Raw genomic sequence first — 21,250 nt, 5'->3', positions numbered from 1 at the left:
TAATCCATTAATAGCGTCTTGCATTTTTTGGCAGAAGATTTGTAATATGAAAATCACACACACAAATAAAAACTAATCAACATGAAAAAACTAACTATCTTAATGCTTTGCATTGCCACACTAGGTCTGGCTTCCTGCAAAAAAGACACTATTGTTCAAAATACACCGAACATCACCATTTATAAAACCATTCAGCCTAGCGCCTGGGTTGCAACCAGTGATGCTGCAAATGGTTCTTACTTATACGTAGATATTAGCGACAACAGAATTGAACAATATGAAGATGATGGTATCATTTTATCATTTGCACGTTTCAACGATGATGGTTATGATGCGCTACCTTTTACTTACGGAACTGACTCATATAGCTACAGCTCTTTCCCGGGAAGAATAAGAGTGTACTTACAGAATAGTGCCAACAGAAATTTAGCACCTGTAAGGCCAACAGCAAGCATTGGAGCCCGTATTGTACTGGTTGCTTCGTCTTCTGATTAGATAAATTTGATTAAAACTCTAAAAAACGACTAATGTTCAATTGAACGTGGTCGTTTTTTTTATGCTCTCCCCTGTTCAATTGTATGGCACGAATGTGAACGCCGTTTCTTTCAACCAGCAATTCGTCGTAAAAGCCTTTGTAATACACGTCTTTAACTTCAAAACGTCTGCTACTCCAGTTGCTACTTACTTCTGCCCATTCGGGATAAAATACAACCGTATCTTTTTGTGTTTTTAAACCTATTTTTTCGGCATCAGCAGCTGACAACACCACCGCATTACCTAAAATTTGGGCCGTATATATATGGGCCGGGTGCTGATAAATTTCGGCAGGTTTTCCGGTCTGCAAAAGTTCTCCGTTACGCAAAATCAGCAGCTGATCAGCCAAAAATAAACCATCGGCCGGATCGTGCGATACCAGGATAACGGTTACACCAGTTTCGGCCGCTATGCGTTTAATATCGGCACGCAGCTGGTTTTTGAGCAGGGCATCAACCTGACTGAAGGGCTCGTCTAAAAGCAAAACCTGAGTATCCGAAACCATGGCTTTGGCAATAGCAACACGCTGCTGTTCGCCACCGCTTAATTCTATAATCTTTTTATTTTGGAGCGGTAAAATCCGCAGATGTTCCATAATGGCCAAAGTTTTTTCGGCTTTGGTTTTCAGGTCGGTATTGGATAGTTGTGAGGCAATGTTATCGTACACCTTGGCATAGATATTTAGCGAAAAATCCTGCGTAACCATTTTCATTTGCTTATGGCCGGGAATCAGTTGTTCGTCTGGTCCTTTAACACGCTTGTCTTCGAAATAGATTTCTCCTTCATCGGTTTTCAGCAAACCGTAAATTGATTTCAGCAGGGTAGATTTTCCGCTTCCACTTTCACCAATAATGGCTACTACATCGCCTCTTTTGATCTCAAAACTTACATTTTTAATCCCGCCGGCTTGTTCTGCCTGATATTGCTTCGTTAAATTTTTAACACTGATTAGGATATTGCTCACGGGGTAAAGATAGTGAATAAGCTTAAAGCGAAAAAGGCTAAAGCTTAAAGCAAAAAATCCTGTTTCGCCTAACCGAAACAGGATCTGTTTATTTGTGTGTTGACCCCTCTGTCCTTCGGACATCTCTCCTGAAGGAGAGAATTGATTAGTCGCTTAAGATTTGGGGCGCTTAGTTTAACCCAAAAGTAACGCCGAAGCTCATGTTTTTTAAACCAGCTTGCTGCGAAGTGGTAAACATATCGTTGAAATAGTATTTGGTAAACAAGCCCAAACCACCGTACCCGAACCTGATTGTACCTCCGTAACGAACCGATTGAAAGTGGTAGCTATCGTATTGTTTCTCTTTACCACGCTCTTCACTAATTTGTTTAATCTTTCCGTTTAATAAAAAGCTCACTTCAGGACCTAATACCAGATAAAACCGTTTGCCATTTCTATTTTCAGCAGTGCGGAATTCAAAATTTAACGGAATATGCACATAACTGCTCGAGAAACGGTTTTTAGAGAAATGTACCGGCGACTGATCGGTGTAAACAAACTCATTTGAATTTTTAGCGATGGTAATATCTTTTCTTAAACGAATCAAAGTCCAATCGAAACCACCCGCCACATACACTTTAAAGTTCGAATTAAAACGGTAACCAAGTTGTAAGATATCAAAAGAGAATGTACTGGTTTTACCTCCTTTGTAGTCTAAAAAGTCGTTATTTGGCGATAAATTAAAACTTCCGTTATCAATTAACCTCGAGAAACCCAAATCAACCCTGGTAAAAGTAATTCCGCCAACAAAACGGCCTTTTTTAGCTGAATCGGCAGGTTTACTTTTTAAAATAATACCGTGACCTTCGCTGTAATCCATTTTCTTCTTGGTGGTATCTTGTTGTGCAAAAGCACCTGGAGCCATAACACCGGCAAGCCCGCTTACCAAAAGTGTTGTAAAAATCAGACGTTTCATATCTATGTGTTTGTTATGTTTAATGTTGTAATATTTTAGTGTCAGATACTGTTAACTGCCAACTGAGAACTATTATTTCTTCCGTTTGCCTATTTTAAAAGGCCCGATATTGATTGATGATAGCGAAGAATCGTCGTCATCAGTTCTAAACTGGATAAACTTATCTTTCCGCTTATCTACCTTGTTTACGATCAGGTTTACCACATCGCCCACATTACGGATATTTTTGATATTCTGCTCATCGTTATCGTTAATGGGCTCATCTGCTTTTATTGTTGTAGGGTTAGCCGCAATTACAATTTCTTTCTCGGGTTGAAAAACTGCTTCTTCAATTTTGGTTTTAATATCCTTTTTAGGCTCTTCTGTTTTAGCTATTGTAGTTTCTTGTTTTAAAACTTCGGTAGCTGTAACTATTTTTTGTTTCTCAACTGGTTTAGCTACTTTTTTAACGGTAGTTTTAGCCAAACTGGTAGCTGGCTTAATGCTAACCGGTAAAACCACTTCTGTTTTTTCAACTGGCTTAACGTTGGTTACAACCGAATCCTGAACAGGCTGTTCTACTACAACTGGTTTTACTTTAGGGGCAACATAGCTGGTTAACTGTTTAGGATTAACATGCTGTTGCTGATAAACTAAAATACCTGCTGTAACTACCAGTAATACCGCAGCTGCCGATAACCAGTAAATGGGTGTAATCCTTTTTTTCTTCGGCTCAATTTCGCTTTCAATATTGCTCCATAAATCCCTCGATGGTGTGATCTCGGCATGGTCAAAAGCATTTTTAAACAGCTGATCAAAATCCTTATCCTGTGTAGGTTGCATAACCAAATCCCTCCATTTTTATAATTTCTTCCTTTAATATTGCCCGGGCCCGCGATAACTGCGATTTACTTGCTCCTTCTGAGATACCAAGTGTTTCGCCTATTTCTTTATGCGAGTAGCCCTCTATTACATACATGTTAAAAACCATCCGGTAACCATCTGCCAGTTTTTGTATCACTTTCATCAGGTCTTGCATGCCTAAACGACTAAAATCAAATCCTGTTGAAGGCTGCTCGTAAGCTTCGTCTATTTCAACTACATTTAAGCTGCGCAGGTTTTTGCGATAACTTTCAATGGCTGTGTTTACCATTACCCTTCTAATCCAACCTTCAAAAGAACCCTCCCCCCGGTATTCCTTAATCTTCTGAAAAACTTTAATGTAACCCATTTGTAGTACATCTTCAGCTTCCATTCTATCTTTGGCGTAGCGCATACAAACGGCCAGCATTTTCGATGCAGTTTGCCTATACAGCAGCTCCTGCATCTTCCGGTCGCCGGCTTTGCAGCCTTCCATCAAATCGTTTATCGTATAGCTTCGCGTCAATTTCATTGTGTGTTTGTATATAGAAGATGGTCAATTACAAACAATGGTTGCATGGGATAGTAGAAAAAGTTAAATAAAGTTAAATTTATTTTTATAGCTACTGATTATCAACAAGATAAATAAGCAGCAGTTTCCAGAGAAAGATATAGATTTTTTATTGGAAAATGAACAGGCAGTATTTCTTGGCAGGCTGTAGTCCCGCTCCAAAGCCTCGGTTCGCTCCTCACCTTCGTGTTTTCGCTTCTATCGGGTTTAAAAACATGGGGCGGTGCTCAAAAACAATAAACCCCACAAACTTTAAAAACCTGCGGGGTTTAGAAATTATTCTAATGCCTGCGACTAAAGTCAGCGGCCATGAATAAAAAAACAAAATTTAGTTTTTCGCTTTAATCTTTCTGCTTTACTTTTCTGCTTTCTTCACCTTAAACAATTTAAAGTCCTGCTTATAGGTTAAGAAAAAGGAGTGGTTAAACTGAAGTTGTTTATCGGTATGATCAAGATCAATATGTGGTTCGAAACGAACATCCAGATATAAATGCGGGATCAATTCTTTTTGGTAAGCATAGCGCAGTGAAACAATGTTTCGGGCACTCTGCCTTAAACCCGGGCTGTATAAATTATCAGAAACTGATTCATAAAGCGGCATACCTTTAATCGAAATAAAATTATTCCCTTTCCAGTATGAGGCCACTAAACTTCCCCATTTACTTTCCACACCGGCATTAAGCCATAATCCAAAACCACCTTCATAAGCCCTTCTTTTATCGGGCGAAAGGTCTTTATACACCGCAACATAGTTATCGGTATATACCTGCTTAATATTCGTATTGATGGCTTTATGCAGTTTTAAACCTGCAGCACCATTAAATAATGTGCTAATCGGTATGTCTTTAAGCACATCAATCTGACCGCCCTGATGAAAAGCCAAAAACTGGGCAGGCACACTAAATTTCCAGCCATTACTTTCGGCAAGTGTAGTTTCGGTAGATAAACCACCAATAATTTCTTCTTTGGCCGGATCGCCTTTATAAATCATCTTTTGCCAGGCAATCCAGGCATCTAAATTAAATCTTTTGCGTTCTACCAAAAGCTGTGTACCATATTCAATTGGTGTAGTAATGGTTCTTTCGAAATCGTAAAGTGGCTCTATGTATTTATGCTGAATACCACCTTCTAAACTTCCGAAAATTAAGGTCAGGTTTCTTTTGTGGTATTTTAAACTGAATAAAGGTTTGGCATCGCTCACCCCATTTCTACCAAAATCTTTGCGAATAAAAGCTCCGGCCGTAATGGCGAGATTAGGATGCGCATAATATACAATCTGCGGCTGTAATTGTGTGCCATATAAGGTATAACCATCGTGAAAATCGTTGGTGTACTCGTAATTACGCACATAATTAAAATTGTAGAAATTAAAATGTACTTCGTTGGTTAAACTGCTGTCGGGGCGGATCCGGTTTTCGAAAGCCGATTGATTAAACTGTGCCGAAGCTAAATAAGAACAGAAGAGAAAAGATATAAAAAGCACGGTCTTTTTCAGACCTGTAGTTGTAAACATGCGATTGGATTTTATCGCTCAAATTTAGAATAGTTTTTGGTTTATTTAACCGCAAAGCTTACGAAGTTTACGAAAAGCAAACAAAGCGTCGAGTTAGATTTTTTTGCTTTAGTCTTTGGTCCTTTAGCTTTCACCTATTTCCTCAAACGATAGTTCTTATATAGCTTTACAGCAATCATAATGGCCATAGCAACCCCCATAATACCAATTAAACCATAAACCCAATTCAGGGCATTTTTAAGGATCACCACAAATACAATGGCAATCATAAAAATGGTAGCGAGTTCGCGCCATAAACGCAATTGGAAACTGCTTAACTTAAACTGATTGTTTTTAAGCTGTTTTACGATGTTTTGGCAAATGAAATGATAAATGAGTAAACCAACAACAAAAGCAAGCTTCACCCACATCCAATCGGCCTGTAGCAGCCCTTGGTTTAAAGTTAACATGGATGCTCCTGCCAATAGCGAAATAATCATTGCCGGGGTGGCGATGATTTTCCATAAAGTAGCCTCCATTTTAACAAACTGTTTCTGGAGGATACTTTTTTCTGGTTCGGGCTTGTCGTTAGCCTCGGTATGGTAAATAAAAAGACTTAAAATATAAAATAACCCAGCCATCCAGCTAATCACAAACACAATGTGCACTGCTTTGAAATATTGGTAGAATGGCAATAAGGTTTCTATCATTTTAGTTATTCTGGTTTACGTCATGCTGAACTTGTTTCAGCATCTCTTTCGTGACGTGATTTAGTGATTATCCTTGAGTTATTGAATTAATACCTAAACTCCTTTACTACTTCAATCGCATATTTTACATTATCGAAAGGAATATCTGGCATAATACCATGACCTAAGTTAAAGATAAAACCTTCCGTACCGCGCATGCGTTCAAATAATTTGTGGATTTGTGCTTTAATAACGGCTTTATCAGCGTATAAAATATGTGGATCTAAATTACCTTGTACAGCAATACCTTTTGGTAAAGCATTTTTAATATTCAATAAATCAGCATTCCAGTCCACCGAAATTACATCTGGCTTAGCTTCGGCCATAATTGGCGCAAAAACCGAACTTCCTTTACAGAAAGAAATAACGGGAATATCTTTTCTGTTTAAATTCGAAATGATTTCCTGAATGTAGCGGTGAGAAAACTCCTGGTAATCGTTCCACGATAAGGCAAGTGCCCAGCTATCAAAAATCTGGATAGCGTTAACACCGGCAGCAATCTGAAGGTTAAGATAATCGGCAGTTACTTTGGCAATTTTTGCTAAAAGCTTATGTGCCAGCTCTGGCTGGTTGTGTATAAAAAGTTTCGTTAATTTGAAATCTTTAGATGAACCACCCTCAATTAAATAGCTCATTACCGTAAACGGTGCACCAGCAAAACCAATTAACGGAATCCTCTTATCTAAACGTTGTTGAATAACTTTAATCGCGTCAGCTACATATTGTAATTCATCTAAACAATCAACATTCAGGTTTTCGATATCCTGTGCAGTACGAACAGGATTTGCAAACTTAGGGCCAACACCTTGCGTAAAACTTAAATCTCCACCCATGGCTTCGCCTGTTACCAAAATATCACAGAACAAAATAGCGGCATCAATATCCAGCAAATCAACTGGCAACATGGTTACATCTGCTGCAATTTCAGGGTTTTTACACATCTCTAAAAAAGAGTATTTGTTTTTAATCTCCCAATATTGCGGCATAAAACGACCTGCCTGACGCATCATCCACACGGGTGGGCGTTCTGTTTGTTTTGAAAATGCTGCGTCTAAAAATAAATTATTCTTCATGATTTGTATTTGGTATCTCACTACGCGTCATGCTGAATTTATTTCAGCATCTTTCTTTAATTAGATCTTGAACTGAATTCAGGATGACGGGCTGCCTAAAATTTTAATTTCGCAAAGGTATAAATAAAAAAAAAACGAAGTACCTTTTTATCGCTAAACTGGTGCTTCGTTGTTCAAAATGACAATAGTCCTATTATATTTTGCTGATTTCCTTCTCTATTTTAACGATGATATCTTTCGATCGTTGCGTTTCGGCCAGTTCTTTAGCCAGTTTAGTATAAGCTTCGGCCCGTTCCCTGTCTTTTTTACGCAAAGCTAAATTAGCCAGGTGAATCAATACGTAAGCTTTCTCATTCTTACCCCCTACCGGAAAACGGCTGGCCAATTGAAAGTGAAATTCCGCTTTATCCCAATCTTCTTCTTTCAACGCCATGTTACCTTGCATAAATTCGTAGTAACCCCTGCGGCTTTTGGCTAAACGCTCTGGTTTTGTTACCTCTGCCAGCAAGGCTTTGGCTTTACCAAATTCGTTATTTTTAAAATGCTTTGAAGCCATTAAAACCGAACTATGTTTAAAATGACTCCATATCACAAAGGCAAATAAAAGTGCCGAAAGAGCGGCCAACTGGTATTGATTGTAAAAAACACAAACCAAACCTGCCAGTACAAAAACTGCCATTAAAGCATACCTGCCTTTATTATTGTACATTAATGACTATCGGTAAATTTATAACCTACCCCACGGATTGAGTGAAAGTAAACTGGATTTTTTTGATCTGGCTCGAAATACTTACGGAAAGTTAAAATGAAGTTATCAATGGTCCTGGTTGAAGGATAAACATCGTAATTCCAAACCGTTTCTAAAATCTGCTCTCTCGAAACTGCATCGTTTTTACGCTCGATTAAGAGTTTCAGCAACATCGTTTCTTTCTTTGTTAAAGGCGTAATGGTACCATCATCATGTTTCAATTCAAATGAGTTAAAATAGATGGTTTTATCGCCAATTTTATAAGAGTTTAATTCTTTTAAATCATCAGATTTTAAACTGCGTTTAACCAAAATACCTACACGAAGAATCAGTTCTTCCAGGTTAAATGGTTTAACCAAATAATCGTCGGCTCCTTTTTTCAAACCTAAAACACGGTCTTCCGAAGTGTTTTTTGCTGTTAAAAACATAATCGGAACTTCTGCATTCTCTAAACGTATAGTTTCACAGACCTGAAAACCATCCATTTCGGGCAGCATTACATCTAATACAATCAGATTGAAGCGTTCTTCTTTAAATACTTTAAGAGCGGTTTTGCCATCTTTAACGGCGTGAACTTTATATCCTTCAAGTTCGAGGTTTAATTTAATAGCATCTAACAAGTGATCCTCGTCTTCTACCAATAGAATTCTTAATTTTTGTGACATAATTGAGATTAACTAAATGTTACTTCAAAAATACTTCCTTGTGGCAGATTGTCTTTTACTGTAATATCTGCATCATGGTATTGTAAAACCTCTTTCACAATAAACAAGCCTAAACCTGTTCCTTTCGCTTTTCTGACATTCTCGTTACCAACGCGGTAAAACTTATCAAATATCAACATTTTTTCGGCATCTGAAATACCCGGCCCTTTATCCAGCACACTGAGGTGAATATGTCCATCCACTTCGTTTAAATGCACATTTATCTCATCACAAGGATTAGAATACTTTACTGCATTTTCAATTAAATTGGTCACTACTGACGATAAGGCAAATTTGTCACCCACAAGCTGCAAATTTGGCTGAATTTTAGCATTTATGATCTGCTCGCAGCCACAAGAGTGTACTTGTAAGCGATCAGTAATTTTTGCTACCAGCTCTGAAAAATTAAATGCCTCCTTCGGGAAACTATACGAGCGGTTTTCAATCTTGGTTGCCAGCAACATATTTTCGACCAGATCATCTAAACGCTCAATATCTTTTAACGAGTTATTCAACAAAGAAACTTGCCTTGCTTTATCCAGATCTCTTTTTACAATAGTCTGTATTGAAAGTTTAATGGCTGCCAACGGCGATTTCAACTCATGTGTAATCGACATCAGGAAATTTTGCTGCTGTTCTCTTAATTTATCTTCGCGTTTTAACGATTGGTGTAAAAAATAACCGCCAATGCAAAGCAAAAATAAAAACACAGATCCCTCCCCCATAATCATCGTCATACGACTTGGCTGCAAGCGCACCACCAAAGTACCCCACGAAATGAGCTGGATTAATGCGTAAAGCAGTAACGCGTAAAATATGATTATAGATTTCTTCATTCCTTCGGTTTTTCCTTACGGTTTGATTACACTGATTTTTGGATTACACAGCTTGTTTTATTAGTCCACAGCAACCCTACTTAAAATGAGTAACAAAACCTCTTTATTCTCGGTGCAAGCTCAGCGCTCTCTGTGGTTAAACAAAAAATTTACTTCTTAAACACCAAATCCAAGGCTTCAAATATGGCACGTTTCGCTTTCTCTAGTTCGATTTTAGTATGTGCTGAAGATACAAAACCAACTTCATATCCCGATGGGCCTAAATAAATTCCTCTGTTTAATAATTCGCGGTGCATTACTTTAAATTTCTCCATGCTGCCGGCATCGATATCATCGGCCGATTGGATTTTATCTTTATCGGTAAAAGCAAACCAGAAGATAGAACCAATGGTAAACACTTTAAATTTATAATTGCGCGCAGTGGCAAAGCGCTGAATGCTGGCTACAAATTCCTGAGCCTTGTTATTTAAATCTTTATAAAAGCCCGATTTGTTTAGTTCGGTTAAAGTGGCAATACCCGCAGCCATGGCTACCGGATTACCAGAAAGTGTTCCGGCCTGGTAAACGCCCCCATCAGGAGAAATATGCGCCATAATTTCTGCACGTGCACCATACATACCTACAGGTAAACCACCTCCGATGATTTTTCCATAGGTTACGATATCTGGTGTAATGCCGTAGTGTGCTGCCGCACCTTCAAAACCAACCCTGAATCCGGTAATTACTTCATCAAAAATTAAAAGCGAACCGTTATCGGTACAAATTTTACGCAGGAACTGAATATAGGCTTCATCCTGCATAATTAAACCATTGTTTGCCGGTATACCTTCGATAATTACCGCAGCAATCTGATCTTTAAATTGTGCAAAAGCCTGCTCAATAGCAGCTGTATCATTCAATGGAACAACAATCGTTTCTTCGGCAAAAGATTTAGGCACACCTGCCGATGAAGTTTCGCCAAAGGTAACCAGACCTGAGCCGGCTTTAACCAATAACGAATCGCTGTGACCATGGTAACAACCTTCGAACTTTAAAATTTTATCGCGACCGGTAAAACCTCTTGCCAGGCGTATAGCCGACATTACTGCTTCGGTACCCGAGCTGGTGAAACGGATTTTTTCTACAAAACGGTTATTTTTGATAATCAGCTCTGCCAGTTCATTTTCCAAAGCCGTTGGTGCACCAAAGCTCATTCCGTTTTGCATTACCTCCGTAACTTTTTCGCGGATTTTAGGATTGTTATGCCCTAAAATTAATGGTCCCCAGCTACCACAGAAATCGATAAACTGATTACCATCGGCATCCCAGATAAAGCAACCATCACCTTTTTCGATAAAAAGTGGCGTACCGTAAACGGATTTAAAAGCCCTTACCGGAGAATTAACCCCGCCAGGGAAAAAGGTTTTTGATTTCTCGTACAGTTCGGCAGATTTTACCCTTGAAATATCAGGCTTACTACCTGTATTCACCGGAATATCGGCTTCGTTGCCTGAAAACATTTTTTTTAATGAATCTAACATCTTTTTAAGGTTGAAGGTTAGAAGGTAAAGGGTGTAAGGCTTAGGGCGTATAAACCCCTCAACTCTTAAAAATCTCTATCTTCTACCACAAGTTATTAAGGTTAAAGATTAAAAGGCTGAAATTAAAAGATTTTTGGGTACATAAACCCTCAACCTTAAAACCTTCTGCCTTCCACCTTAAAGCCAATCGTTATTTAAAATATCTTTAATGTGGTAAGTGGTAATAATACTTGCGCCGGCTCTTGCAAAGGCATGCATGGTTTCCATTACTACTTTCTGTTCATCTATCCATCCGCGCTCGGCAGCTGCTTTAACCATCGAGTATTCGCCCGAAACGTTATAAACCGCAATCGGCAAGTTAGTATCTTGTTTTAAGCGTTGAATGATGTCGAGATAGGCCAATCCTGGTTTTACCATTAAAACATCGGCTCCCTCCTGCTCATCCAGCTGGGCTTCGCGTAATGCTTCTAATGGGTTTCTGAAATCCATCTGGTAAGCTTTTCTATCACCTTTACTCGGCGCACAATCGGCAGCTTCTCTAAACGGACCATAATAAGCCGAAGCAAACTTAGTAGCATGGCTCATAATAGCCGCATTTACAAAGCCGTTTTCATCTAACAGATTACGGATCGCAGCAATTCTGCCATCCATCATATCCGATGGAGCAAACATATCTGCACCAGCCTCGGCATGCGTTAAAGCCATTTTGGCAATCACTTCAACCGTTTTATCGTTCTGAACGTAATCGTGTTCTAAAATTCCGCAATGCCCATGGGTAGTGTAAGAACAAACGCAAACATCGGTTACTACATATAAATCTTCACCAAATTGCTTTTTAAGCTCGCGCACAGCAGTGGGCACTAACGAATGATCGTGATACGCCGATTTGGCATCAGCCGATTTTTCGTCACCAACCCCGAACAGCATGATTTTGTTCAGCCCTTTTTTCAATCCGGCTTCTACATCTTTAACCAGGTTATCAACCGAATAATGGTTAACTCCAGGCATGGCATCAATAGCTTGGGTAACGTTAGTACCTGGCACCACAAAATAAGGGTACACAAACATATCTTTTGATAACCGGGTTTCGGCCACCATCTCTCTCACTAATGGGTTTTTCCTTAATCTACGCGGACGATGTAACATATTAATTGTATCAAGTATTTAATATCAAGGCTAATCAAGATTATAGTATCTAGTATCGAGACCTGAATATCTTTTTATTTTTTCCTTCGGGATTATTACACTGGTTTTTGGATTTCACAGCTGGTTTTCCACCGAAAGGTAATCAGCTTTACGCTTTAATCTTTCAGCTTTACGCTTTGTCCTTTCAGCTTTCTACCTTAAATCCTCTACCTCATCTCTATCCCAAACACTGCTTCAGCTAATCCAATTTCATCGGGTGAGTATGGCAAAGCATATTTTACCCCCATTTCATCAAATTTCTTACCTGTAGAGTTACCAATGGCAATTACCTGCTGACCCGGTTCCAATAAATTATCGGCGAAATAAGCATCAACGTTCGATGGACTGGTAAAAATCAGCACATCGGCATAGCTTTGGTCGATATCATCTTCAATTACGGTTTCGTAAATTGGCAGATCGATAATTTTGGCATCGGCTGGTAAAGATTTCTGGATCGACTGTAAAGAATCCTGTGCTCTTGGAAACAACACCTGTTGTCCACCAACCAGTTGCGCAAAATCTTCAGCAACTTCGGTAATATCGCCGCTTGCACCAACAAAATCGGCGAAGTGGTTAAATTTACGTAGAGCATCTTCCGAGCCTCTGCCCACTACCCCAAACTTGGTTTTCTTTGGCAATACCGGTTTCAGGTTAAAAAAGTACTCCACACTATTGCGGCTGCTGAAGAAAATCCAATCTACATGACGCAGAATAAACTGATCTAAAACCGTAACAATTGGGAAGGTACGGATTAACGAACGGCCTTCAATTTCAATATTATTATTTTCTAAAGCCCTGCGGAAATAGCTGTGTTCGCCAATTTCGCGGGAGATGAAAACCTTTGCAGGTTTTTTTCTTTCTGTATTAAATTTAGCTACGATTTTTTCGGCTAAACCTTCTGTTGTATCGGCGCGCAAGAACAAACGCTCAGGGAAGTGATCGGCCGTTTCAGCTTTTGAAGTCCAGACTTCAAATTTTCCGTTATCCTTTTGGCAATAACAGCCTAACGGCATGTGGCAACCACCTTCGAAAAGGTTTAACACTTTACGTTCAACATTTACGGTTTCTGCCGTTTCCGGATCGTGTAATTTTTGAAGCGCATCAAAAAGTTCGGTATCGTTTTCCCTGATCTGAATAGCCAGGGCTCCTTGTGCAGGAGCAGGAATAAACTCGGTAGTTTCGAGTTCTTCGATGTGCAAATCGCTCACATCAAGTCCTAAACGTTTAACACCGGCCTTAGCAATTAAAATGGCATCGTAATCTTCGTCGCGCAATTTTCCAATCCGTGTAGGCACATTCCCACGCAAATCTTCTACTTCTAAATCAGGACGCAAACCCAATAACTGGGCTTTACGGCGATTAGATGAAGTACCTACCATAGCTCCTTTTTTAAGGGATAGTTTCTGCGAAATATCTACACAATCTTTTAAAATTAACAAGTACTCGCTGGCTTCTTCGCGCGGAGGCAAAGCTGCGATAGTTAATCCTTCAGGGTGTGTTGTAGGCAAATCTTTAAGGCAATGCACAGCCAGATCAATTGTTCCGCCTAACAGCTCTTCTTCCAGTTCTTTGGTAAAAAAACCTTTGCCTTCCAGTTTATCCAATCTTAAATTCAGGATTTTATCGCCCTGTGTTTTAATGATTTTTATCTCGGCTTCAATTCCAATGGCTGCCAATTCATCTTTGATATGATTAGCCTGCCATAAAGCCAGGTCGCTACCGCGTGTTCCGATGGTTAATTTCTTCACTATTAAGATTAAATGAGCTGCAAATTTAAATTAAATAGTGGTTTATACCATGAATTGTTTAAAAATGAGACAGTGAGGTTACAGAGGGCGTAATTAAGGGGATTTCTGTGACATTAGGAGATGGTAATGCAATGTTTTGTCATTCTGAGCGCAGCGAAGAATCTTTACCATTGATGTAAAATATTACCATCTTACATCATTTAATTTTTTAGTTAAACGCTAAGTCGGCGGTAAGACCAAACTTCACAATGTGCCCTTTGATGATAAGAAGCTCGCTATTGAGATGTACGTAATAAAATGAAAGATCCTTCATTTCATTCAGGATGACAGCAATGAAGAATGACAAGAAAAATTAAGTTTTTGCGTGCTTTGCGCCTATCCTTAGCGGCCTTTGCGGTTAAACCTCCGATTGGTTAACCAAAATTTCTTTGGCCATAACCATAGGTACGCTGATGTATTTTTTCTCCATGTAGTTCATTACACGTTCTAAAACCTCGCGTGATGCTTCGTCCATCTGACTAATTTCTTCGGCAAATACACCGTTTATAGCTGTATTTTTGATTTCTTTAATCTTTCTTGGCACCTCTTGCATTGCAATTTCGATGCGACGTTGTTTTAAAACAGAGAAAAATTCGGTGATGTTGTTACTGATAATATCCTCGGCATGAACCAGCTCGTTGTAACGTTCCTGGATATTTTTACGGGCCACTTCTTTTAAAGATTCGACCTCGATGTAATGAACCGGATTGTGGTGAATTACGGCTGAGGCAACATCGTTAGGGATAGCCAAATCTACAATTACTTTTTTGCTGGTATCGCCGTTAAGCAATTTAGCATATAGTTTTTCGTCGATAATGGCCTCGGTAGAACCTGTACAGGTAATAATTACATCAAAACCCTCGTTAAAATCTTCGAGTGCAGTTAAGGGATAAGCTTTTCCGTTTAATTCTTCGGCCAAAGTTTCGGCTTTAGAAAGCGTACGGTTAAAGATCGAGAAGTTTGAGTATTTATGTTTGTTCAGGTATTTAGCAATATTCTGATTGGTTTCGCCGGCGCCAATAATTAAAATACGTGAGTTACCACACATATTTAATTCTTTTAGCTTACGGTAAGCTAATGATACAACCGAAACCGGGTTTTTTGAAATGTTGGTATGGGTATAAACTTCTTTGGCAGTTTTAACCACGCGCTCCATAATCATGCGCATGTAATCGCCGGTAAAACCTGCATCGCGACAATTTTCGTAAGCTCTGCGGATTTGTGCAAGAATTTCCTTTTCGCCAACCACCAGGCTCTCTAAAGAGCAGGATGTTCTTAATAAATGGTTAAAGGCTTCTTCGTTTTCGTAAACAGTTACATTATCCAGGAAACGCTCCATAAACTCAGCCGGAAGGCCCATGTCTAAAACAGTAAGAAACCTGGTAACAAATTCTTTGTCGGTTTTTTCTTTAGTTAAAAAAACAAACTCTACACGGTTGCAGGTACCGATATAAAAAATTTCGCTTACCGGAAGTTCTGCTTGAATATTCTTCAACCTGCTATCCAGACTCTGATCACATATAACTAACTTCCCTAAAGATTTCAGGTCGATGTGGTGATGCGTAAAAGCTATTACTTTTAAATATTCCAAGTGCTCCGTTATTAACTATTATCGGGATACAAAAGTAATACGGTTAGTGCATGTCAGCGTCATTAATCTGTAATTTACATTAATTTAGAACGGTTTTAAATAGCTGCAAAACTTTGACAATCCATTTAAAGGCTTTAAAAACAGTACTTGATATAATGCTTTCAACTAAGTCCTAGCTGGTTTCCAACCACTTTTGATCCAATATTTATATTACGAAATTATTGCCAAATGGTTGCCTGTTGCCATATTTTAATATCTATTTTTGTTATAAGCCCGCAATTGTTAAAGGAAAACTTATTAAATAATCACAGATAAGGGGGCACTTGCTACAAACATTGAAAAACTGACAACAAAATCTAATTTAGTAGGTTTATATTTAACACAACACCTTAAACGATGATTACACAAAGCAATTTTAGCCTTAGCGGTTCAGACGGAAAATTAATTATTGGCGATATTACTTTTGATGAAAAGAATCCAAATACACCTATTATTCTTTTTGTACATGGCTTTAAAGGTTTTAAAGATTGGGGCGCACACAATCTGGTGGCCCGGTATTTTGCCAGCAATGGTTACCGGTATATCAAATTTAATTTATCGCACAGCGGCGTACCAGTCGATCACCCGAAGGATGTAACCGACCTGGAGACTTTTGCCAGCAACACGGTATCGAAAGAGCTGTTTGATTTAAATGCGGTGCTCGATTTTATAGAAAAAGCCTATGGTACCGAAACCAGGGTTAATTTAATTGGCCATAGCCGTGGTGGTGGCTTATCCATTATTGAAGCCGCAAACGACCTAAGAATAGGCAAACTGATTACCTGGAGCGCTATTGCTGATTTTAGCAGTCTTTGGAAAAAAGAACAGGAAGCAGAATGGAAAAAGAACGGAAAAATCTTCGTAACCAACGCCAGAACTAAAGAGCAAATGCCATTAAATGTTACTTTGCTACAGGATTTTGAGGAAAATGCAGCTACCCTAAATATTGTTGAAGCGGCCAAACGGATTAATATTCCATGGTTAATTTTGCAAGGCGACGAAGACGTAAATGTTCCTTTCGAAACCGCACAGCAACTGGCAGATGCCAATCCGGCCAGCAGGCTGGTAAAAATTGAAGGTGCGAACCATGTTTATGGCGCTTCGCAACCTTATACGGGCGCAAACTTACCGCCGCTTTTGTTTAAGGTTTGTGAGAAGGTTTTGACTTTTTTAGGGGAGGCATAATTATAAAAAACTATGAAGACTTTAACTTCTGAACAAATTAAGGAAATTGCAGACACTATCGATTGCGGTTTTGTATGCCACTGGAACATAAAAAGTAATAAACTGATTTTTATACCAAATGACGAGGGGTTTGATCCTGATTACAACGATGCCTGGGATGATGATATAAAAGACCTGGAAACAAATTTTAGTGACTATAAAAGAATTGAACAGCCTGATTCAAGAGAATCTTTTAGAATAATGGAAAAGTTTACGGATGAACTACCTGACAATACACGTATAAAAGTTACTTTGATTGAGGCGTTAAATAAAAGAAAACCTTTCCGCGAATTTAAATACCAAATCGATAATAATGAAGATTATAGACAATTGTGGTTCGATTTTAAAAATCAAAAATTAATTGATTATGTACAGGAAAGGGTTAAAGATATTATGTTCCTAGAGAATCCTGAACATAACTAATCATCCCCTCTCCTCACAAAATTACGCATATCGCTACCGCTCGGGCTTTGGAAAATCTCGAGATCGAAATAAGGTACCGCTGCAAGTAGATGATCGAAAATATCGGCTGCTACCTCTTCAAATTTTTTCAGGCCTTTTTCTTTCGAGAATACATAAATTTCGATGGGCAAACCGTTTTCAGTAGCCTGCAGCTGGCGCACCATAAAGGTTAAATCGGTATTGATATAGGGATTGCTTTGGAGATATTTCTCTGCGTAAACCCTAAAGGTGCCAATATTAGTCATGTGGCGACCATTTACCAGGTTATTCGGATTTACAGTATGTTCTGCGTTAAATGTAGCAATATGTTGCTGGGTTTCCCTTAAATAATCTTTTAAGAAATCAATGCTTTGCAAACGCCCGATCAGTTCTTCATCGCAGAACTTGATGCTCGAAATTTTAATGTTAATGTGTCGCTTAATTCTTCGCCCTTCACTTTCTTCCATGGCACGCCAGTTTTTAAACGATTCGCTAACAATGGCATAACTCGGCACAATGGTTACCGTTTTATCCCAGTTGCGCACTTTAATGGTTGTTAAGTTAATTTCAGTTACCTCGCCATCGGCGCCATATTTCTCTACGGTAATCCAATCGCCTACCCGAACCAGATCTATAGCACTCATTTGCACTGACGCTACAAAACCTAAAATCGGATCGCGGAAAACGAGGATAAAAACAGCAGTTACCGCACCAAAACCACCAAAAATATACAGGGGCGATTCGTTTAACAGGATAGATAAAATGAGTACAAAACCTACGATGTAAAAAACAATTTTAGCTACTTGCTTATAGCTTCGGATGGGTTTATCGGCATACTTCTTCGATGATTCCATGATTGAAACCACGGCATTGAGAAAAGCATTTACGGCAAACATGACCGCTAAAACCATGTAGATTTTAGCAAAAATCAGCGCATAAAAAAGCCAGTTTTTAAAATAAACAAATACGAAGGGAACGGCATTGTAAATGATATAAGCACCAAAAATTAAGGCAAAAGCCCTGAAAACCCTAAATTCGAACAAGGCTTTTTGCCAGTCGGACTTGGTTTTAGCACTTTTAACCACGCCAATAAAAATTTGCCGGGTTAAGAAAATGGTGATGAATAAAAACAGTACTACCCCAATAATACCAGTGAAAAAATAGGCGTACACCAGCTCATTGCCAGAAAGGCCTTTGCCGCTGAGCCAATTTCGAAGTTCGTTAAAAAGGGAATGAAACTCGGGAATATTCATCAAGGCAATTTAATATTTATTGGGCAGAAAATTAAATGGTGCTGGTGGCCTATGAAAACACAGACCACGGCGCAAAAAAAATTAATTTTTCTCCACCCAGTTGCCGTCACCTTTAATGATATCGATCAATTCATCCAAAGCATAAGCAGTAGTTACGTTTTTCTTAACCACTTCTTTACCACGGTACAAGGTAATTTTATCGGGGCCGGTGCCTACATAACCGTAATCGGCATCGGCCATTTCGCCAGGGCCATTTACAATGCAGCCCATAATGCCAATTTTAATCCCTTTCAAATGGTCGGTACGCGAACGGATCAATTGTGTGGTTTCCTGCAAATCGAAAAGTGTACGACCACAGCTTGGACAGGAAATATATTCGGTTTTACTGATACGGGTACGGGTAGCCTGTAAAATACCAAAACTGGTTGAATTGATTAATGCCAGGTTCTGTATTTCGGCATCAATCCAAACCCCATCCCCGAAACCATCTGTGAGTAAAGCACCCAAATCGGTTGCAGCGTAAAGCATTAAATTATCTGCATCCAAATTCTGGTAAGTACGTTTGATAATAACCGGGATTTGAATATTCTGCTCTTGCATGGCTACAAAAAATGCCCTTTGTTCGGCCATACCGTGCGCAGCTGAAGTTTTAAGAATCAGCACTGCATGGGTTAACTGGTTAACTTTTAAACTGGTTACCTGGCTGGCATCAACCTCAACAAAATTTAAAAACTCATCTTTATGATCAGCTAAGCTAAATTCTTCCAGCGTAAATAATGGGTGACAATTCTGCTGATCTTTCAGCTTAAGCCAGGTTTGGTAATTGTAAACCTGCTTTAAGTTACCCGGAAAAGAAAACGAGGGTAGGTTATCGCCCAAATACGCTAAATCGCAAGCCTGATCGGCTAAATTATATTTATCTAAACCTGCACTGTAATTGTAACCTACAGCACTTAAGAAATAAGGATCTTTTAAATTTTCTTTCGAAACATCAATCATCACTACAGGATGGTGATGCCCGCCAATATGCTGTACAGGTGTAGTAATGAGGCGGTTGTATTCGTAAGGGGAATAAGTTGGGAGTTGAGTGTTGGGAGTTTGGACCTTTGCAGGCGACTCAAAACACTGAATTCCAGGCTCTAAACTTCTTTTAGAATACCTGTCAGCCAAAGCTTTAGCTACGGGTGCTTCAAATTCAGGATCTTCTGTTAAAGAAACGCGGATGGTATCGCCTAAACCATCTTCCAGCAGGGTTCCGATACCAACAGCCGATTTAATGCGGCCATCTTCGCCATCGCCCGCTTCAGTTACGCCCAGGTGTAAAGGGTAATTCATGCCCTCTTTAGCCATGGTTTCGACAAGTAAACGGTAAGCCTGCACCATTACCTGGGTGTTACTCGCTTTCATCGAAATAACCAGGTTATAGTAATTCTGGTCTTCGCACATACGGATAAACTCCATTGCCGATTCGACCATTCCGCGTGGTGTATCGCCGTAATGGCTCATAATCCGGTCGGACAGTGAACCATGGTTGGTACCGATACGCATGGCGGTTCCATATTCTTTACAGATTTTAACCAGCGGGATAAACTTTTTATAAATCCGGCTCAGCTCGGCATTATAAGCATCCTGTGTATATTCTATATTTTCGAATTTCTTTTTATCGGCGTAATTACCTGGGTTTACGCGTACTTTCTCCACAATCCTTGCGGCCATTTCGGCTGCATTCGGGGTAAAATGGATGTCGGCAATTAAGGGTACATCGTAGCCTCTGAAACGCAGCTCTTTTTTAATATTGGCTAGGTTTTCGGCCTCTTTTATGCTTGGCGCAGTTATACGAACGTATTCACAGCCCGATTCTACCATGCGGATGGTTTGTTCAACAGTCCCCAGGGTATCCATCGTATCGGTTGTGGTCATTGATTGGATACGGATCGGGTTATGACCACCTAAGGCGATATCGCCGATATTTACTTCGCGGGTTAAATACCTCGAATAGCTTGTTAAACTGTTGCAATATCCTCCTGCCAAATCGTGTTTTGCCAATGTTTTTTCCATCTCGGTGCAAAGATAAGTATTGTACGCAGTTTTTAATGTTGGAAAGTTGTAATTATATCAACCTGTCTTTTATCACCAAAGTATTGGCAGCTATATCATGCCAGCACTGGTTTTTCTTGTTTAAAAAGCTATAGAGATAACCAAAAAACACAGGGATAACCGATAAGATTTTGGAAAAATTACGAACCAAAGAAATACCGAAAGAAACACGGCCTCCATCCATACCGGTTACTTTAATGTTCAGCAGTTTTTTACCAATGGTAGCCTGGCTTTTAGTTGCTTCTGCAATACTGCCATAAATGAGCTTAACCACAAATATAATGGGGAAAGAAACTAAAAAAGCCATAATCCGCTGGTCTTTCCCTTCAATAAAGATATAGCTGGTTAAAATAATAACGGTATAAAAACCGAAAATAATGAAATGATCGATTACTGAAGCGAGCAAACGCTGATCGAATGCGGCAAAATATTGCGGGGCAGTTCGCTGGTAGCTGAAACCCAAAAGCTCACGCAATTCGGGGATTGCGTGAGCTTCTTTATAATCATCCATCCCGGGTTTCCGGATGAATGTATTCGGTTTTATATCTAAATCTTTAAGATCGGTTAAACTATATGGCCCCTGTGGCTTGCCATTAATTACAACTGTGTATTCTTTATTGGGGTTCATTGGTTTTCAGGTTTGTTTC

Annotated in this window: 20 protein-coding genes; 3 read left to right on the top strand and 17 right to left on the bottom strand. The window is 39.3% G+C overall.

Annotated features, from left to right (window positions below; all coding sequences use genetic code 11):
- Positions 1-81 precede the first annotated feature (81 nt).
- A complete protein-coding gene (locus HWV58_RS18265; RefSeq protein WP_175635462.1) occupies positions 82-495 on the top strand; it encodes a YajG family lipoprotein in 414 nt (137 codons plus the stop codon).
- Positions 496-505: 10 nt separating this feature from the next.
- On the opposite strand, the gene HWV58_RS18260 is transcribed toward HWV58_RS18265, so the two are convergent.
- From HWV58_RS18260 to hemA, 14 genes are all read right to left on the bottom strand, one after another.
- Entirely contained in the window at positions 506-1,498 is a 993-nt protein-coding gene (locus HWV58_RS18260) for an ABC transporter ATP-binding protein (RefSeq protein WP_175635461.1), read from the bottom strand.
- Between the two features lie 169 nt (positions 1,499-1,667).
- The gene (locus tag HWV58_RS18255) at positions 1,668-2,453 is read right to left on the bottom strand and encodes an outer membrane beta-barrel protein (RefSeq protein ID WP_175635460.1); all 786 of its coding nucleotides are present in this window, start codon (positions 2,451-2,453) and stop codon (positions 1,668-1,670) included.
- A gap of 72 nt (positions 2,454-2,525) precedes the next feature.
- Entirely contained in the window at positions 2,526-3,275 is a 750-nt protein-coding gene (locus tag HWV58_RS18250) for a hypothetical protein (RefSeq protein WP_175635459.1), read from the bottom strand.
- The gene (locus tag HWV58_RS18245; RefSeq protein ID WP_175635458.1) at positions 3,256-3,825 is read right to left on the bottom strand and encodes an RNA polymerase sigma factor; all 570 of its coding nucleotides are present in this window, start codon (positions 3,823-3,825) and stop codon (positions 3,256-3,258) included. The genes HWV58_RS18250 and HWV58_RS18245 overlap by 20 nt, the downstream gene beginning before the upstream one ends.
- Positions 3,826-4,219: 394 nt before the next feature.
- A complete protein-coding gene (locus tag HWV58_RS18240) occupies positions 4,220-5,377 on the bottom strand; it encodes a hypothetical protein (RefSeq protein ID WP_175635457.1) in 1,158 nt (385 codons plus the stop codon).
- Between the two features lie 134 nt (positions 5,378-5,511).
- Entirely contained in the window at positions 5,512-6,066 is a 555-nt protein-coding gene (locus tag HWV58_RS18235) for a CopD family protein (RefSeq protein ID WP_175635456.1), read from the bottom strand.
- Between the two features lie 86 nt (positions 6,067-6,152).
- A complete protein-coding gene (gene hemE / locus HWV58_RS18230; RefSeq protein ID WP_175635455.1) occupies positions 6,153-7,178 on the bottom strand; it encodes a uroporphyrinogen decarboxylase in 1,026 nt (341 codons plus the stop codon).
- 193 nt (positions 7,179-7,371) lie between these two features.
- Positions 7,372-7,887 (bottom strand): hypothetical protein, encoded by a 516-nt coding sequence (locus tag HWV58_RS18225; RefSeq protein ID WP_175635454.1) that lies wholly within the window; start codon positions 7,885-7,887, stop codon positions 7,372-7,374.
- Positions 7,887-8,591, bottom strand: coding sequence for a response regulator transcription factor (locus HWV58_RS18220; protein ID WP_039477978.1), 705 nt, complete (start codon positions 8,589-8,591; stop codon positions 7,887-7,889). Before HWV58_RS18220 ends, HWV58_RS18225 begins: the two co-directional genes overlap by 1 nt.
- An 8-nt stretch (positions 8,592-8,599) precedes the next feature.
- A complete protein-coding gene (locus HWV58_RS18215; RefSeq protein ID WP_175635453.1) occupies positions 8,600-9,466 on the bottom strand; it encodes a sensor histidine kinase in 867 nt (288 codons plus the stop codon).
- Positions 9,467-9,615: 149 nt separating this feature from the next.
- Entirely contained in the window at positions 9,616-10,986 is a 1,371-nt protein-coding gene (gene hemL / locus HWV58_RS18210) for a glutamate-1-semialdehyde 2,1-aminomutase (RefSeq protein WP_175635452.1), read from the bottom strand.
- A gap of 177 nt (positions 10,987-11,163) precedes the next feature.
- Complete coding sequence (hemB, locus tag HWV58_RS18205) at positions 11,164-12,132, bottom strand: porphobilinogen synthase (protein WP_175635451.1); 969 nt, start codon at positions 12,130-12,132, stop codon at positions 11,164-11,166.
- Positions 12,133-12,338: 206 nt separating this feature from the next.
- Positions 12,339-13,919: a hydroxymethylbilane synthase gene (hemC, locus tag HWV58_RS18200; protein ID WP_175635450.1), complete on the bottom strand. Its 1,581-nt coding sequence runs from the start codon at positions 13,917-13,919 to the stop codon at positions 12,339-12,341.
- Positions 13,920-14,316: 397 nt separating this feature from the next.
- On the bottom strand, positions 14,317-15,549 hold the full coding sequence (hemA, locus tag HWV58_RS18195) for a glutamyl-tRNA reductase (protein ID WP_175635449.1): 1,233 nt from the start codon (positions 15,547-15,549) through the stop codon (positions 14,317-14,319).
- A 396-nt stretch (positions 15,550-15,945) separates the two neighbouring features.
- On the opposite strand from hemA, the gene HWV58_RS18190 reads away from it, so the two are divergent.
- Positions 15,946-16,773 (top strand): alpha/beta hydrolase family protein, encoded by an 828-nt coding sequence (locus tag HWV58_RS18190; RefSeq protein WP_175635448.1) that lies wholly within the window; start codon positions 15,946-15,948, stop codon positions 16,771-16,773.
- Between the two features lie 12 nt (positions 16,774-16,785).
- Entirely contained in the window at positions 16,786-17,235 is a 450-nt protein-coding gene (locus HWV58_RS18185) for a UPF0158 family protein (protein WP_175635447.1), read from the top strand.
- On the opposite strand, the gene HWV58_RS18180 is transcribed toward HWV58_RS18185, so the two are convergent.
- The 3 genes from HWV58_RS18180 to HWV58_RS18170 form a co-directional block, all read right to left on the bottom strand.
- Entirely contained in the window at positions 17,232-18,506 is a 1,275-nt protein-coding gene (locus HWV58_RS18180; protein ID WP_175635446.1) for a mechanosensitive ion channel family protein, read from the bottom strand. The genes HWV58_RS18185 and HWV58_RS18180 overlap by 4 nt on opposite strands.
- An 81-nt stretch (positions 18,507-18,587) precedes the next feature.
- Entirely contained in the window at positions 18,588-20,564 is a 1,977-nt protein-coding gene (gene ispG, locus HWV58_RS18175) for a (E)-4-hydroxy-3-methylbut-2-enyl-diphosphate synthase (protein WP_175635445.1), read from the bottom strand.
- Positions 20,565-20,616: 52 nt separating this feature from the next.
- Positions 20,617-21,231: an RDD family protein gene (locus HWV58_RS18170; protein ID WP_175635444.1), complete on the bottom strand. Its 615-nt coding sequence runs from the start codon at positions 21,229-21,231 to the stop codon at positions 20,617-20,619.
- Positions 21,232-21,250 lie beyond the last annotated feature (19 nt).

The sequence above is a fragment of the Pedobacter ghigonis genome (genome assembly GCF_903166585.1).
Classification (GTDB): domain Bacteria; phylum Bacteroidota; class Bacteroidia; order Sphingobacteriales; family Sphingobacteriaceae; genus Pedobacter; species Pedobacter ghigonis.
This window is presented reverse-complemented; position numbering and strand designations above follow the sequence as displayed.